Annotated in this window: 13 protein-coding genes and 1 pseudogene; 6 read left to right on the plus strand and 8 right to left on the minus strand. The window is 66.8% G+C overall.

Annotated features, from left to right (window positions below; all coding sequences use genetic code 11):
• Positions 1-780, minus strand: coding sequence for an alpha/beta fold hydrolase (locus tag ABIR17_RS01950; protein WP_348002674.1), 780 nt, complete (start codon positions 778-780; stop codon positions 1-3).
• A gap of 40 nt (positions 781-820) precedes the next feature.
• Positions 821-1,018 carry a hypothetical protein gene (locus ABIR17_RS01955; RefSeq protein ID WP_348002675.1) on the minus strand — a complete coding sequence of 66 codons (198 nt, stop codon included), beginning with the start codon at positions 1,016-1,018 and terminating at the stop codon, positions 821-823.
• Positions 1,019-1,215: 197 nt separating this feature from the next.
• On the opposite strand from ABIR17_RS01955, the gene ABIR17_RS01960 reads away from it, so the two are divergent.
• Complete coding sequence (locus ABIR17_RS01960) at positions 1,216-2,091, plus strand: DUF4349 domain-containing protein (protein WP_348002676.1); 876 nt, start codon at positions 1,216-1,218, stop codon at positions 2,089-2,091.
• Positions 2,092-2,303: 212 nt separating this feature from the next.
• Complete coding sequence (locus ABIR17_RS01965) at positions 2,304-3,869, plus strand: DEAD/DEAH box helicase (RefSeq protein WP_348002677.1); 1,566 nt, start codon at positions 2,304-2,306, stop codon at positions 3,867-3,869.
• 16 nt (positions 3,870-3,885) lie between these two features.
• Here ABIR17_RS01965 and ABIR17_RS01970 read toward each other — a convergent pair whose 3' ends face one another.
• The 6 genes from ABIR17_RS01970 to ABIR17_RS01995 all read right to left on the minus strand — a co-directional run bounded on the left by ABIR17_RS01970 (position 3,886) and on the right by ABIR17_RS01995 (position 10,447).
• The gene (locus tag ABIR17_RS01970) at positions 3,886-4,443 is read right to left on the minus strand and encodes a hypothetical protein (RefSeq protein ID WP_348002678.1); all 558 of its coding nucleotides are present in this window, start codon (positions 4,441-4,443) and stop codon (positions 3,886-3,888) included.
• 41 nt (positions 4,444-4,484) lie between these two features.
• Positions 4,485-6,251 (minus strand): glycogen debranching protein, encoded by a 1,767-nt coding sequence (locus tag ABIR17_RS01975; RefSeq protein WP_348002679.1) that lies wholly within the window; start codon positions 6,249-6,251, stop codon positions 4,485-4,487.
• A 33-nt stretch (positions 6,252-6,284) separates the two neighbouring features.
• Positions 6,285-7,046: a carbohydrate ABC transporter permease gene (locus ABIR17_RS01980; RefSeq protein ID WP_348002702.1), complete on the minus strand. Its 762-nt coding sequence runs from the start codon at positions 7,044-7,046 to the stop codon at positions 6,285-6,287.
• Positions 7,047-7,099: 53 nt separating this feature from the next.
• Positions 7,100-8,092, minus strand: coding sequence for a sugar ABC transporter permease (locus ABIR17_RS01985; protein ID WP_348002680.1), 993 nt, complete (start codon positions 8,090-8,092; stop codon positions 7,100-7,102).
• Between the two features lie 38 nt (positions 8,093-8,130).
• Entirely contained in the window at positions 8,131-9,357 is a 1,227-nt protein-coding gene (locus ABIR17_RS01990; protein WP_348002681.1) for an extracellular solute-binding protein, read from the minus strand.
• Positions 9,358-9,442: 85 nt separating this feature from the next.
• Positions 9,443-10,447 (minus strand): LacI family DNA-binding transcriptional regulator, encoded by a 1,005-nt coding sequence (locus ABIR17_RS01995; RefSeq protein ID WP_348002682.1) that lies wholly within the window; start codon positions 10,445-10,447, stop codon positions 9,443-9,445.
• Between the two features lie 108 nt (positions 10,448-10,555).
• On the opposite strand from ABIR17_RS01995, the gene ABIR17_RS02000 reads away from it, so the two are divergent.
• The 4 genes and pseudogenes from ABIR17_RS02000 to araA all read left to right on the plus strand — a co-directional run bounded on the left by ABIR17_RS02000 (position 10,556) and on the right by araA (position 15,479).
• Positions 10,556-11,587 (plus strand): LacI family DNA-binding transcriptional regulator, encoded by a 1,032-nt coding sequence (locus tag ABIR17_RS02000; RefSeq protein WP_348002683.1) that lies wholly within the window; start codon positions 10,556-10,558, stop codon positions 11,585-11,587.
• Between the two features lie 38 nt (positions 11,588-11,625).
• Positions 11,626-13,206: pseudogene (locus ABIR17_RS02005) on the plus strand (FGGY-family carbohydrate kinase); the annotation flags it as partial.
• A gap of 39 nt (positions 13,207-13,245) precedes the next feature.
• Positions 13,246-13,959, plus strand: a complete 714-nt coding sequence (locus ABIR17_RS02010; RefSeq protein WP_348002703.1) for an L-ribulose-5-phosphate 4-epimerase — start codon at positions 13,246-13,248, stop codon at positions 13,957-13,959.
• Positions 13,956-15,479 (plus strand): L-arabinose isomerase, encoded by a 1,524-nt coding sequence (gene araA, locus ABIR17_RS02015; protein WP_348002684.1) that lies wholly within the window; start codon positions 13,956-13,958, stop codon positions 15,477-15,479. The genes ABIR17_RS02010 and araA overlap by 4 nt, the downstream gene beginning before the upstream one ends.
• Positions 15,480-15,490: the final 11 nt, after the last annotated feature.

The following is a 15,490-nucleotide window of genomic DNA, read 5'->3' on the forward strand; positions in this document are numbered from 1 at the left end:
TCAGCCGATCGCCGTCGCGACGACGCGTGCCATGCGCGGCCGGATGACGTGGTCGCCGCCCTGCACGGCGTGGGAGGTGACATTGCGCAGGCCCTCGAGAATGCGCAGACCGGCCGGATGCAGGAACGGGTCGAGCGTGCCGTACACGAGCTGGATGGGGGCGCGCACCGCCACCACATCGCTCACGGTGGACTGCGACTCGATCGCGTTTTCGAGCGACAACGTGAATGCGCGCCAGTTTCGTTCAGACACGTCGAGAAGTCCCTTGATCGGCGACAACCGGGCTATTCCCGCGGCGGCCAGGATCGTGAACTGCTTGTTGGCGCGCAAGAACTCGTAGAGCGAAAGGTAGAGGCCCATCGCCGTTCGGTTGAGCTGCCCGCTCAGTTGAGCTGGCGACAGGTAGACCGGCGGACTCACCAGCACGAGTCGCCTGACCTGACGGGGGTGGGTGGCGGCATAGCGTGCTGCAATCAGGGCACCCATCGAGTGACCGACGAGAACGAACCTTCGCAGCCGCGCGCGCCGCAGGGTGCGGTCGAGGGCCGCGACGTGCTCTTCGATCGTGTAGTTCGCATCCTCGGGCGCTGGAGATTCACCGAATCCGAGCAGATCAACGGATACCGCTCGATGCCGAGCCGTGATCAGGGGGATGACGTTCGCGAAGGTTACCGACGACGAGGCGATCCCGTGCAGAAGCACGACGACTGGGCCATCGCCAACATCCCCCGCAATATGGAGAAGGGGCGGTCTTCGCAAAAGACTGCGAAGCCACCCCATGCCGCCATGCTAGAGCTGGCGGACGACGCGCGAGCTGCGATCAGCTCTCGCGCATGTTCTCCTTGTACTCGTTCTTCGCCTCGACGGCATCGCGGTCCGCGTGTGCCTTCTTAACTTCGGCGTCGGCCTTGACCTCGTCGACCTTGTCGGAGACGCGTTCCTTGGTGTCGTCAACCCACTCCCCGACCTTCTTGGCGGTGGAGTCGGCGGCGTCTTTCGCGCTGTCCATGAGACCCATGATGTTCCTCCTTGTCGAGCTCTTGTGGAGCTCCCTAGCGGGTACTTCGACGGTATTCCGCGACGCCGGGGACGCACAGGGGTTGACACTCTCAAAGCACGGGCGTAGGGGCCGAGTCCAAATCGTGACCCGCTGACGATCGAATCGTGATGAACGTTGTGTGGTGCCGTGGCGCGCGCGACTCTAGCGTTTCCTCTATGAAGCGGATCAGCGTACGCGGCACCATTCTCGGCTCGGGACTCCTGGCAGCGATGTTGCTGCTCGCGGGCTGCAGTGGCGCGGCCGGCGGCAGCACCACCTATGACAGCGGCGTGTCTGCACCCGTGCCAGCTCCCGGTGGGGTGGTCAGCGAAGCAGGCGGCGCCTCCGGCGATCTCGACGTGACGGCCCAGGACCGCTCCGTCATCGTGACCGGCTCGATGACGGTCACCGCCGACGACCCGACGAAGGCGTCACGGGATGCCGTGAAGATCGTCGAAGCCGCCGGCGGACGCATCGACGGCCAGAGCATCTACGCACCGACCAACGGCGACAAGGGTGGCGCACAACTGACGCTGCGCATCCCGGCCGACAAGCTTCAGTCAGTAATAGACCAGTTGAGCGCGCTCGGGCGGGCGGATGAGATCACCACTTCCTCGACCGACGTCACCCTGCAGGTCGCCGACCTCGACTCGCGGATCGCGACTCAGACCGGCATCATCGCCCGGCTCAACGGTCTGCTCGCTCAGGCCACCAGCATCCAGGACCTCATCGACCTCGAGACCCAGATTGCCGAGCATCAGGGCGAGTTGGAGAGCCTCCAGGCGCAACAGCGCGCCACCGCCGATCAGGTTGCGCTCTCGACGCTCTCGCTCTCTCTCCGGTCCGATGCCGACGCGCCCGTTCAGGCACCACTCGACTTCGTGACCGGACTCCAGGCAGGCTGGGGTGCCTTCGTCGGCTTCTTCTCCGGGCTGCTCGTCGCGCTCGGAGTGCTGCTGCCCTGGCTGATCACCGCCGGTCTGATGGTCGTCCTGACCGTCTGGATCGTGCGCCGTCGCCGCCGTCGCGACACCCCCAGTTCGGCCAGTTGAGTCTCTGTCGAGGGCGCTCTGCTACGGTTGGACCACTGGCTTCGTTGAATTCTGCGGTGCCTGCGTCGTAGACGCTCCTCTCCTTTGGTTTCAAATCAAGGTCGATGACTCTCTTACGGCGAACGGATGTGCCGCACTCGGCGCCTTCGCCATTTCAATCGATCACGCCCGTGCGAAAATCTCGCGCGTGATCGCGGAAAGTATCCCCACTCATGACTACCCAAACTTTTAGCGCGCTCGGCGTGCCCTTCCCCCTTACCGAGATCCTGACGCGTCAGGGTCTGACCGAGGCCTTCCCGATCCAGGTCGCGACGTTGCCCGACACTCTCGCCGGTCGGGATGTTCTCGGGCGCGGACGCACCGGATCCGGCAAGACGCTGGCCTTCGGCATCCCGCTGGTCGCCCGCCTCGGCACCCGACTCTCCGGCGGATCCCGCCGCGCGGGTCGCCCGCTTGCGCTGGTGCTCGCCCCGACGCGTGAACTCGCCACTCAGATCGACGCGACCATCGCGCCGCTCGCAGCCGCCTACGGCCTCACCACGACCACGATCTTCGGCGGTGTCTCGCAGCAGAAGCAGGTCGCCGCGCTCCGTGCCGGCGTCGACATCGTTGTGGCCTGCCCCGGCCGCCTCGAAGACCTCATGAAGCAGAAGCTGGTGAGCCTCGACGCGATCGAAATCACCGTTCTCGACGAGGCCGACCACATGGCTGACCTCGGCTTCCTGCCCGGCGTCACCCGCATCATGTCGGCCACACCGGCCGATGGACAGCGGATGCTGTTCAGCGCCACGCTCGATAACGGCGTCGACAAACTGGTCACCCGGTTCCTGCACGACCCGCGTCGTCACGGCGCCGCCGACTCCGAGGTTCCGCAGGGCGTGATGGAGCACCACGTCCTCGCGACCTCCGACGCGTCGTCGAAGAAAGACCTCGTGATCGCTCTTGCCTCGGGCACGGGCCGTCGAATCATGTTCACCCGCACCAAGCACGTCGCCAAGCGCTGGGCCCGCGACCTGACGGCCGCCGGCATCCCCGCCGCTGACCTGCACGGAAACCTGAGCCAGCCGCAGCGCGATCGCAACCTCGCGTCGTTCGCCGACGGCTCCACCCGGGTGCTCGTCGCAACCGATATCGCCGCCCGCGGTGTGCACGTCGACGACATTGAGCTGGTCGTGCACATCGACCCGCCGGCCGAGCACAAGGCGTACCTGCACCGCTCAGGCCGCACCGCCCGCGCGGGCAAAGAGGGCGCTGTCGTCACGATCGTTCTGCCCGAGCAGCGTAAAGATCTCGAACTGCTGATGCGCAAGGCCGGCATCCAGGCGACCCCGCAGCCCGTCACCGCGACGTCGGCGATCGTCGGCGAACTGGTCGGCGAGGTTGCCGCCTACGTCAAGCCGGCTCCGCTCGCGCCCAAGCAGCAGCAGGGTCCGCGCAAGCCGCGTCCGGCGGGGGAAGGCAACCGACAGTCGTCGGGTGGCCGTACCGGCCAGGCACGCTCCGGCGGCCAGGCTCGCACCGGGGGCCAGGCTCGCACCGGCGGACAGTCCCGTGGCGCCGGTCAGGGTCAGCGGACCGGTCAAGCGACCTTCCGCACCGAGACTCCGCGTACGTCGTCGGGACAGCAGCAGCGCCCCGCCGCACAGGGTCAGGGTGGCGCCCCGCGCTACACCTCGTCGACTCCGTCTAACGGACAGGCCGCGGCTCCCGGCGGTCAGCGTCGCAACCGTCGGGCCTCGGCCGGCGGAGCATCGTCCTCGGGCGAACGTCGCTACTGAGCTTCAGCCGACTGCTTTAGTCACCCGCGATAACGACGTCGGCCGCCCGGTCGGGTTCATACCCGGCCCGGTAGCCGACGTCGTTGCGTGACCACAGGTCCCAGTGCCCTTCGTTCTCGTTCCCGGCGTCGCGGGCTCGTCCACGTTCTCGCGCGACGGCGACCGGCGTCTCAACCCAGATCGAGTAGTCCCAGTGCTCGCGCAGTTCGGGATGCAGCGTCGTGATCCCTTCGACGATCACGAAATCGGCCCGGGGAACCTGGATCGACGCGCCGAGGGTATTCGTCGCCCAGTCGAGTCGCTGAAAGGCTGCCTGCCGACCGGCGACTAGCGGCTCGAGCACCTGCTCCCGCAGCCGCGCGCGATCCCAGGCGAACTCCCACGAGTCGTCGAGCACGTGCTCTTTCACGATGAAGTCGTCGAGCGCGATCACTTCAGCGCTGCCCAGTTGGTCGGCGAGCACTCGGGCCAGCGTCGACTTGCCCGCCCCACCGAATCCGTCGAGCGCGATCAGCACCGCACGGTGCGAACCGCTCAGAGCCCGCACGGCCTCGGCGGCCCCGTTCACGTCCATCGCGCTGGCGAGCCTACGCGCGATCGGGCCGCGCGTAGCGGTCAGCGCCGGCGACTCTTCTCCCCGACGAGGCGGCTGGATGCCGTGGATGTCGACCCGCTTCGCGACGCCGCCTCGCCTGCCAGCAACAGGTACGCGCTCGCGGTCCACGAGTAGGCGCGATCCCGCAGGCCCTCCCCCGTGACGGCGTCGAAGTTCTCGGCGAATCCCGACCGCTCGCACAGCGCCCGAAATCGGCGGCTGATGTCGTCGGCAAGTTCGGTGTACCCGCTCGAGCGCAGACCGGACTCGATCAGCACCGTCGAGGGCGCCCAGATCGGTCCGCGCCAGTAGCCGTCAGATTCGTAGTGCTGCGAGCCCGGGATCTCCGTGGCGAGACCCCACTCGGTGAGGTGCTCAGCGATCCGGGTGGCGAGACGGTCGCGCATCTCCTTCGGCAGCCGCTTCGCCGCGAGAATCGGCAGCAGGTTGAGCAGGCTGGTCGCGGTACTCGGCTGGCGCGAGTCGGCGCCGATCGCGACGAGGTCGGTGCCATCCCACAGCTCCGTCAGCAATGCGGCGAGGACGGCATCCCGATCGGTCGCCCAACCGGGTGCCTCACCGTTGCCGAGCTCGCGCGCGATGCCGCTCAGCACGTCGAGCTGTACGACCAGGAATGCGGCGAGATCAGGCGACTCGATCAGGCGGTCGCGGTCGAACGTCGTTGAGTTGTCCCAGCCGCTGTCGTTGCCGTGCTGGTAGTACGGCAACACGTGCCCGGCGACGCGGCGGTGATCCAGCCAGAAGCGAGTCCAACGGCTCAGTCGTCCGTAGACCTCGACGAGTTGATCGGGTCGCAACCCGTTGGGCGTGCGTTCTCGCAATTTCGCGAGCGCCCAGCCGTGGATCGGCGGTTTCACGTAGTTGTAAAGAATCTCGGAATGGGTGACCGAATCCGGCGGCGCCCCCGCCGCATCCTGATGATCGAACGGGGCGAGAAACTGGTCGAGCGCGACGGCGGGGAGACCCGGTGCCAAGGCGAGGGCGTTGAAGCAGTGGTCCCAGCTCCAGACCTTGTCCATCCAGTGCTTCGACATCAAAATCGACTCGCGCCCGAGGAAGCCGAGCGGGCTGACCGTCGCCGACCACAGCACGTACGCCGCGAGCGGAGCGGCGGGGGTCGCGGCGCTGCGCCAGGGCGCGAGAGCGTCGAGGTAGGCGGTGAACTCGGCCGCGTTCTCGGCGACGATCTCGTCGAAAGACCTCGTTGCCCGATACGGCGTGCGAGCCGCCGTGAATTCTTCGACAACGAGCTCCCAGCGATCACCGTCGATCGAAACCGACCGACCCGCGGCGCCGAGTGCGCCGTCGCCGTCGACCAGCAGCGAACCGGTGAGCGGCGTAATCCGGTAGCGGCGGCCGGTCTCGTACGAGGTGAAGACGGCCGCCTTCGTGCCCGGCTCGGTGAAGAGATAGGTGCCGGTGAACGGCGTGAGGCCGCCAGCCGCATCGGCCAACTTCAGCCCGAGATCGGTGCCGCGGAACCGCACCGCGTCGATGCCGTCGAAGGTCGCCTCGATCCGGCCGGCGGCGTGGCGCCACCGCAACACTGACGGCGTCGCGGCGAGTTCGGTCTCGGTGCGCGCGCCCGCAACCTGGGGCACCAGAGCAAGCACCGCGTGCATCCCGGTCTGATGCGAGACCAGATGGATGTCGTCCGCCCGGGTGTGTAGCCCGACCACCGGCGAGAGGTCGAGCCACGAACCGCGCGCGCTAAACGGAATCTCTGCAACGTCGAAACGGGGAGAGTCAGATACGGCGGGTGGCATGGTCGTCCTTCTACAAAAGGGGTGGAGCGGCGATCAGTCTTTGACGGCGCCGGCGGTGACACCCGCGGCGACGTAGCGTTGCGCGACAACCAGGAGCACCGTCGCCGGAATGGACGCGACGACGGCGGTGGCCATGATCGCGTTCCAGTCCTGGGTGTTGTTGCCGATATAGCGGTAGATGCCCATCGTGATCGGCTGAAGATCTCCGCCGCGGTCCAGGGTCGAGGCGAACAAGAAGTCTGACCACGACCAGAGGAACGCGAACAGCGACACCGTGACGATCGAGTTTCGGCTGATCGGAACGACGATCGAACGGAAGGTACGCCAGGGACCGGCGCCGTCGATCTTCGCCGCCGACATCAACTCGTCGGGGATTCCTGACATGAATGCCGTGAAAATCAGCACCCCGAACGGCACTGCCAGGGTCGAGTCGGCGAGGATCAAACCGGGGACGGTGTCGAGCAGGCCCCAGTTGTTGAAGATCAGATAGAACCCCATCGCCATGATGATGCCGGGGATCATCTGCGCCGTGAGCAGCACGAAACTCACCACGTTGCCGCCGAACGGCTGCAGTTTCGCGAGCGCGTACGCGGCCGGTGCGGAGAGCGCAAGGGTGAGAGCCACGGTCCCCAGGCCGACAATGAGGCTGGTGCCGAGGTACGGAAGCTGCTGGCTAATTACTGTCGTGTACCCGTCGAAGGTGGCGTCGAACGGGAACAGGTTCGGCGGATCCTTGCGCAGCTCGTTGTGCGGCGTCAGCGAGACGTTGACCATCCAATACAACGGAAACAGCATGATCGCGGTGAACACGACACCGATCACCGTGGCTCCGAGCGAGCGGCGGGCCTTCACGAGTTCGCCGCTCGGCGCTGGGTGCGGATGTAAATCAGACCGAAGGCAAACGCCACCAGGATCAGCAGGTTGCCGACCGCGGCCGCGGGACTCAGTTGCGGTGAGCCACTGCCAAAACCGAGCTGGTAGGACCAAATCGCGAACGTCGTCGACGCGTTGGCCGGACCCCCGCGCGTCATGATCCAGATGATGTCGAAGACCTTGAGCGTGTACACCAGCCCGAGCAACAGCGTGATGGCCGACACGGGCCTCAGCAGCGGGAAGGTGATGCGCCAGAATTTCTGCCAGCCCGAGGCACCGTCGAGCGCGGCCGCCTCGTAGATCTCGGTCGGGATGTTCTGCAGCCCGCTGTAAAGAATCACCAGGTTGAACGGGATGCCGATCCAGATGTTCGCGATCAGCACCGACACCATCGACCACTGCGGCGACGTGAGCCAGTTGATCTGCGGAACGCCCACCAACTGCAGCGTGGCGTTGACGATGCCCGAGTCGCTATTCAGCATCCAGGCCCAGGTAGACGCCGACACCAGGAGCGGGAGAAGCCACGGCACCAGAAAAAGTGCACGCAAGGTCGAGGCGAGAGGGAACTTGCGGAAGAAGAAGATGGCCAGCGCGAGACCGATCGCGAACTGGAAGCCGATCGACACGAAGGTGAAGACGGCGGTGTTAGTGAGGGCCGGCAAGAACGTGGAGTCCCGGATGACCTTCACGTAGTTGTCAAGGCCGACAAAGTCTGCGGTGCCGTCGATGAACGACCGAAGTGTGTAGTGGCGCAGGCTCAGGTCGATGTTGCGGTACAGCGGGTAGGCGTAGAAAACGAGCAGGTAGATCGCGACCGGGGCGATGAACCCCCACGCGACGAGGCCGCCGCGCAGCCGCATCCGGCGGCGCGTCTTGAGGCGCTCGGGGGTGAAGGGGGCGGCGGATCCCGCCGCCCCCTTCTGGCGACGACGAAGGGCGGGCGAACCCGGCAGCTTCGTCGTCGTCATGATGTGTCCTCGTAGGTAGTCGTCGGGAGAACCCGTGACTACTTGAGGTTCTCCAGCGCCTTGGCCTGAGCCGCCGCGAGTGCGTCGGCCGGGCTCATCGCGCCACTCAGGGCACTCTGCACCGCAGTGTAGAGCTGCTCGGAGATGACGCTGTACTTGATCCCGAGGTTGTCGGCGGTGCGAGGCTTCGCATCCCCAACGGCACCCGCCCAGAACTTCAGCGTCGGGTCAGCCGTGAGCTGAGCATCGATGCCGGCCTGGGTCGGAGCGATGTAGCCCAGCGCGGTCGCGCCTGCGCTGCCCTCAGTGAGGCACTTCACGATCTTCACCGACGTGGCGTAGCGCGAGGTGTCCTTCTGAACCGGGATGCTGATGAACTCGCCACCGGTCGGAGCAGGTGCGACTCCCCCGGCGATGCCGGGAACCTGGATCGACTTGTAGCCGGCGGTGTCCGCGGCGCCCTTGAACCAGGAGCCGTTTTCGGCGAAGCCGAAGTCACCGGTCAGGAACTCGTCCCAGCTGGTGCCCTGCGTGTTCGCGAGGACCGAGTTCGGGGCGAGCCCGTCCTTGACCCATCCGGTCCACAGTTCAAGAGCCGAGACCGCCTGAGGCGAGTCGAGCTTCGTGAGGTCGGCTCCGGCGCCCCAGAACCACGGAAGGAACTGGAAGGATCCCTCCTCGGTTCCGACCGCCGAGAACGTGATGCCCTTCTTGCCGGCAGCGACGATCTTCTGCAGAGCAGCGGTCAGCGACGGGTAGTCCTTGACGCTGGCGATGTCGACCCCGGCCGCGGCGAGCACGGTCGGGTTGTAGTACAGGCCGAGCGTGTTGGCGCCGACCGGTACTCCGTAGACGTCGCCGTTGATCTCACCGGCGCTGAGGATGTTGGGCGAGATGTCAGAGACATCCAGGCCGTTGTCCTTCGCGGTGGTGAGGAGGCCGGCGTCCGCGAGGGTCGAGACCTTCGGGTTGTCGACCATGGCGATGTCGGGGAGGTTGGACGCCGCGGTGGTGAGGTCCTTCACGGTGTCGCCGGTGTTGCCCGAGTTGCGCTCGATCGTGATGCCGAGGTCGGTGGCGCAGGCGTTGATCGCCATCGCCCACGTCGACGTGGCGTCACGGTCGGGGTACGGGTCCCACAGGCTGTAGGTGCCGCCACCGGTGCTCGATGGGGCTGGGGTGGAGCATGCGGCCAGGGCAGTGACGAGCGCTGCCGTCACCGCTAGCGTCACGCCGAAGCGAGCCGCGTTGTTGCGAGTGATCACGATATTCCTCTCTGAATACTGCGTGGGGTGCTTTCGAACCGGTTCGACAATAGTCCTCGCAAAGCCCGCGGGAAGCGGGCCTGGTTTAGGCCGTGCTTCCGCGGTCCCTCAATTCCGGTGCGATCAGATGCACGACGGCCGGACCTGCGTGGCCCGGGTCGTTGATCCGACGAACCAGTTGCTCGACCGCCAAGCGACCGAGCACGTCGGGCGAACTCTCGACTGCTGTGTAGGGCAGCGAGAAGATCCGACCGAAGTCTGTGGAGTACAGGCTGACCACGGAGAGGTCCTCAGGGACCTTCACTCCGCGCGCCATCAGGACGAGCGGCAGCGCCGCGATCGTCGCATCGTTGTGCACGACCAGCGCCGTCGCCGTCGGGCGGGCGTCGAGGATCGAGTTGATGTTGGTACCGATCGCTGGCTGCTGCGACTCGCCGTAGTACGTGTGGATGCGCATCCCGTAGCCGCCCGCGCGTTCGACCGCGGCATCCCGGAAGCGCCAGCCGTACGCCCCGCCACGTTCGAAGACATGCTCAGGGGGGCTGATCAGCACGACCTCTTTGTGGCCGAGACCGTACAGGTGGTCAATGATCAGGCGGGCAGACTCGGCAAAGTCGAGGTCGAAAATGTCGAGACCCTCAACGTCGCCAGGAAGTCCGACGGTCGCGCCGGGTTGACGCGCGGCGCGCAGCAGTCCCAGGCGGGGGTCGGCGTGCGTGACGTCGAGCAGGACGACCCCGTCGACCATGTTCGACGAGGTGATGCGCTTGACCGCGGCGGCGCCGTCGGTGTCGGTCACGAAGAGCACGTCGTAACCGAGTTCGCGAGCGGCGTCCGACACGGACCGGATGTACTGCAGCATGGCGGGCGCGAACTCGTCTTGGTGAAACTGCGAGAGCAGCGCGATCGACATCGTCTGCGAGGTCGCGAGTGCGCGGGCGCCGGCATTGACCGTGAAACCCAGGTCGGCGATCGCGGCCTCAATGCGGTCCTGCGTCGCTCGGGAGATCGAGCGCTTACCGGAGAGGGCGTACGAGACAGTGCTCCGTGAGACGCCAGCGACACGTGCAACGTCTTCGATGGTTGCCATGTCGCCTCCTTGCGCACGCTGGGAGCGGATTCGTCGAACCGCTTCGTCGAACCGCTTCGATGAAAGTAGCAAGGTGCGCGCCGTTCGGCAAGTACTAGCCTGACGCGGGTGAGCGATCCCGCCCGGCGTACGCCGAATATGTACGACGTCGCGCAGTTGGCGGGCGTGTCCCACCAGACGGTTTCGCGCGTCCTGAACGGCGCCGGCGGGGTGCGTCCGACGACGACCGAGCGCGTGCTCGAGGCGATCCGCGAACTCGGTTTTCGCCCCAACCGGGCTGCCCGTACCCTGGCCACCCGTCGAAGTCGGGCGATCGGCGTTCTGGCTCCGGCGAGCGCCGAGTTCGGCCCGATGAGCAGTCTGCACGCGATCGAACACGCGACTCGGGATGCCGGCTATCGCCCGCTGATCACGAGCGCGCCGGCCGATCCGGTGGCGATTCGCGAGAGTTTGGAGTTCTTGCTCGATCAGTCGATCGAAGCTCTCGTCGTGATCGCCCCCTATGCCTCGATGCTCGGCGAACTCATGCTCGGCGACGAACTTCCGCTCGTGGTTCTCAACACCGGCGAGACCCCCACGGGCACCGCGGTCACCGTTGATCAGGCGGCCGGGGCGCGACTGCTCGCTCGTCACCTGCTCGACCTCGGGCACCGCCGCATCCAACAGGTTGCCGGTCCGATGGACTTCTTCGACGCCGTCGTGCGTCGTCGCGCGGTCGATGATCTTCTGCGGGCCGAGGGGCTGCCGGTATTGCCCGCACTGTCGGGCGACTGGACCGCCGACTCCGGGTATGCCGCCGCGGCAGCTCTCGACCCAACGGCTACCGCGATCGTCTGCGGCAACGACCAGATGGCGTTGGGTCTGATCCACGGGCTTTCCGACCTCGGGCGGCGCGTACCCGCAGAGGTCAGTGTCGTCGGGTTTGACGACATCCCCGAGTCGGCGCACAGCCTTCCGCCGCTCACGACGGTGCACCAGGATTTCGCCGAGGTCGGGCGACGTGCTGTCGCCCTGCTCGTGGGTCGACTCGACGGGACTGCAGCGGAGGGCGTCGACCCGTCCGTGGAACCGTGGCTGGTCGTTCGCCATTCGACGGCGCCGCCCCGCAGCGAAGGCGCCGCTAGCGCGGCGGGGATGTGAGCGGTAACATCACTGAACCTACGTCGAGGAGGACGAGCATGACCGACCAGCGAGCCACCATCACCGAGGGGCGCGCGACGATCGGCATCGAGCTCGGCTCAACGCGGATCAAGGCCTGCCTGATCGGCGACGAGCTCACCGAGGTGCTCGCCAGCGGCGTTCACGAGTGGGAGAACCAACTCGTGGACGGGCTCTGGACTTACTCGATCGACGAGATCTGGAGCGGGCTCCAGGCCGCCTACGCCGACCTCGCGGCCGACGTCGAACGGCGTTTCGGGGTTTCCCTCACCGCGGTCCGCGCGCTCGGGGTCTCGGCGATGATGCACGGCTACCTGGCGTTGGACGCCGCAGGTGAGGTGCTCGTGCCATTCCGAACCTGGCGCAACACCAATACCGGCGATGCCGCGGCTGAGCTCACCGACCTATTCGGGGTCAACATCCCGTTGCGCTGGTCGATTGCCCACCTGCATCAGGCAGTACGGGATGCCGAGCCGCACCTGCCGGCGATCGCGAGCATCACCACTCTCGCCGGCTACGTTCACGAACGGCTGACCGGTCGCCGGGTATTGGGCGTCGGAGATGCGTCGGGAATGTTCCCGATCGATCCCGCGACCCGCGACTACGACGCCGAGCTGCTCGCCCGGTATGACCGACTCGCCGCGGGTTCGCTCCCGCCCCTGCGCGAACTCCTGCCCGAGGTTCTCGTCGCGGGGGTTTCCGCGGGAGAACTCACCGCAGACGGCGCGGCACTTCTTGACCCGACGGGCACCCTGCACCCCGGGGCCATCCTCGCGCCGCCCGAAGGAGACGCGGGCACCGGCATGGTCGCCACGAGCGCCGTCGCGCCGCGCACCGGCAACGTGAGCGCCGGCACGAGCATCTTCGCGATGGTCGTGCTCGAGCGGCCGCTCGCCGAGGTGCACCACGAACTGGATGTCGTCACGACTCCGGCAGGCGACCCGGTCGCGATGGTTCATTGCAACAACGGCGCGAGCGAACTCGCCGCCTGGGCCTCGATGTTCACCCGCTTCGCCGCGGCATCCGGTACTCCCGCAGAAGCCGACGACGTCTACGCGACGCTGTTTCGCGAAGCCCTCGACGGCGAACCCGATGCCGGGGGGTTGCTCTCTTACAACCATCTCGCGGGCGAACCAATCGCCGGTCTCTCCGAGGGCCGACCGCTCTTCGTGCGCACCCCCGACAGCAGGTTCACCCTCGCCAACGCGATCCGCTCGCAGTTGTACGGGGTGTTCGCGACCCTGAGCCTCGGCATGCGCGTGCTCGCCGACGAGGGCGTGCAGCTCGACCGGATGTACGCGCACGGCGGGATGTTTCGCACCGCCGGGGTCGCCCAACGCTTCCTGGCGGCGGCGCTCGACGCTCCCGTCACTGTCGCCGAAACCGCCTCCGAGGGCGGAGCGTGGGGAGCCGCGGTGCTCGCCGCCTACGCCGCCGATCCGGGTGACCTCGACCTCGCGACCTACCTTCAGGAGCGGGTTTTCGCCGGCTCCGGGGCGCAGGCCGTCGAACCCGACCGGGCGGATGTCGCGGGCTTCGCCGACTACCTGACGCGCTACCGTGCCGGCCTGGCAATCGAACGGACGGCCGTCGAGGTGCTGAAGCCGACGTCATCGCTAACCCCCGCGCTAACCCCCGCGATAACCCCCGCAACGACTCCCGAACTCGAGGATGCGATCCACGCCACCCGCGAGAAGGTCGCGCGCCTGCACGCCGAACTGGTGAAGTACGGCCTGGTGATCTGGACCGGTGGCAACATCTCCGAACGCGTCCCTGGGGCCGACCTGTTCGTGATCAAACCGTCGGGCGTCGGGTACGACGAGCTGACTGCCGAGAACCAGATCCTCTGCGATCTCGACGGTAACGTCATCGCGGGCTCCCCCGGCAGCGACCGTTCGCCGTCGAGCGACACCGCCGCGCACGCCTACGTGTACCGCAACCTGCCGCACGTCGGCGGCGTCGTGCACACCCACTCCACCTACGCGACGGCCTGGGCCGCGCGCGGCGAAAGCATCCCGTGCGTGATCACGGCCATGGCCGACGAGTTCGGCGGCGACATCCCGGTCGGACCGTTCGCGATCATCGGCGACGATTCGATCGGTCGCGGCATCGTCGAAACACTCGACGGTCACCGGTCGCGGGCCGTGCTGATGCAGAACCACGGGGTCTTCACGATCGGCAAGGACGCGACGGATGCCGTCAAGGCCGCCGTGATGTGCGAAGACGTCGCGCGCACCATCCACCTCGCCCGCCAACTCGGACCCGTCATTCCGATCCCGCAGGATCGCATCGACGCCCTCTTCGACCGCTACCAAAATGTCTATGGCCAGAAGCCTCAAGGAGACCCCGCATGACCACTCGCAGCATCGTTCCTGACCTGAAGCAGAAGCAGGTCTGGTTCCTCACCGGCAGCCAGGGTCTCTACGGCGAGGAGACCCTCAAGCAGGTCGCGACCCAGTCCCAGGCCGTCGCGGCGGGTCTGCAGGGCTCAGCCGACATCCCGGTCACCGTCGTCTGGAAGCCCGTGCTGACCGACAGCGACAGCATCCGGCGGTTGATGCTGGAGGTTAATGCGAACGACGATGTGATCGGCGTCATTGCCTGGATGCACACCTTCTCGCCCGCGAAAATGTGGATCGCCGGGCTCGACGCTCTCGCCAAACCGCTGCTGCATCTGCACACCCAGGCCAACGTCGACCTCCCCTGGGGCGAGATCGACTTCGACTTCATGAACCTCAACCAGGCCGCGCACGGCGACCGCGAGTTCGGCTACATCGAGAGCCGGATGGCGATCCCCCGCACGACCGTCGTTGGGCACGTGTCTGACGCCGCGGTAACCACCCGGGTCGGTGTCTGGACCCGTGCTGCCGCAGGGCGCGCGGCCACCCGCGGGATGCGGCTCGCCCGATTCGGCGACAACATGCGCTACGTCGCCGTCACCGAGGGCGACAAGACCGAAGCGGAAATCCGCCTCGGCGTTCAAGTCAACACCTGGGGCGTGAACGATCTCGTCGCGGCGATCGCGGCAGTTTCCGAAGCGCAGGTCGATGAGTTGGTCGCCGAGTACCTCGACAGCTACGACGTCGTTCCGGAATTGGTACCGGGAGGCGACCGACACGAGTCTCTTCGAGAAGGCGCCCGCATCGAGGCCGGCCTCCGCGGCTTCCTTGAAGAGGGCGGCTTTCACGCCTTCACCGACTCCTTCGAAGACCTCGGCGACCTGAAGCAGTTGCCGGGACTCGCGGTGCAGCGCCTGATGGCCGACGGCTACGGTTTCGGCGCCGAGGGCGACTGGAAGACCGCCGTGCTGGTGCGCACCGCCGCCGTCATGGGCGCCGGCCTTCCCGGCGGCGCTTCGCTGATGGAGGACTACACGTACCACCTCGAGCCCGGGAACGAACTCATCCTCGGTGCCCACATGCTCGAAGTTTCGCCCGCGCTGTCGTCGAAGAAGGCGACGCTCGAGATCCATCCGCTCGGCATCGGCGGCAAAGACGACCCGGTGCGACTCGTCTTCACCGCCGATCCGGGACCTGCGCTGGTCGTCGCGCTCTCCGACATGCGCGAGCGGTTCCGGTTGGTGGCCAACGTCGTCGACAACGTCGAGTTGCCGCATCCGATGCCGAAGTTGCCGGTCGGCCGCGCGATCTGGAAGCCGCGCCCCGACTTCCGCACCTCGGCGACCGCCTGGCTGACCGCCGGTGCGGCCCACCACACCGTGATGACCACACAGGTCGGCATCGAGGTTTTCAAGGACTTCGCGCTGATGTCCGGTGTCGAGTTACTCGTCATCGACGAGAACACCACAACGGATGCCTTCCAGCAGCAGCTGCGTTGGAACGCGGCGTACTACCGTCTCGCACAGGGTCTGTAGGGCCCGTCCTT

The organism is Pseudolysinimonas sp. (assembly GCF_039912695.1).
Taxonomy (GTDB): Bacteria; Actinomycetota; Actinomycetes; order Actinomycetales; family Microbacteriaceae; genus Pseudolysinimonas_A.

Coding starts and splice junctions, on each gene's coding strand:
- ABIR17_RS01975 (WP_348002679.1), bottom strand. CDS start 6,251: ATGCCACCCGCCGTATCTGACTCTCCCCGTTTCGACGTTGCAGAGATT.
- araA (WP_348002684.1), top strand. CDS start 13,956: ATGACCACTCGCAGCATCGTTCCTGACCTGAAGCAGAAGCAGGTCTGG.
- ABIR17_RS01960 (WP_348002676.1), top strand. CDS start 1,216: ATGAAGCGGATCAGCGTACGCGGCACCATTCTCGGCTCGGGACTCCTG.
- ABIR17_RS01970 (WP_348002678.1), bottom strand. CDS start 4,443: ATGGACGTGAACGGGGCCGCCGAGGCCGTGCGGGCTCTGAGCGGTTCG.
- ABIR17_RS01955 (WP_348002675.1), bottom strand. CDS start 1,018: ATGGGTCTCATGGACAGCGCGAAAGACGCCGCCGACTCCACCGCCAAG.
- ABIR17_RS01965 (WP_348002677.1), top strand. CDS start 2,304: ATGACTACCCAAACTTTTAGCGCGCTCGGCGTGCCCTTCCCCCTTACC.
- ABIR17_RS01985 (WP_348002680.1), bottom strand. CDS start 8,092: ATGACGACGACGAAGCTGCCGGGTTCGCCCGCCCTTCGTCGTCGCCAG.
- ABIR17_RS01980 (WP_348002702.1), bottom strand. CDS start 7,046: ATGCTGTTTCCGTTGTATTGGATGGTCAACGTCTCGCTGACGCCGCAC.
- ABIR17_RS01950 (WP_348002674.1), bottom strand. CDS start 780: ATGGGGTGGCTTCGCAGTCTTTTGCGAAGACCGCCCCTTCTCCATATT.
- ABIR17_RS01995 (WP_348002682.1), bottom strand. CDS start 10,447: ATGGCAACCATCGAAGACGTTGCACGTGTCGCTGGCGTCTCACGGAGC.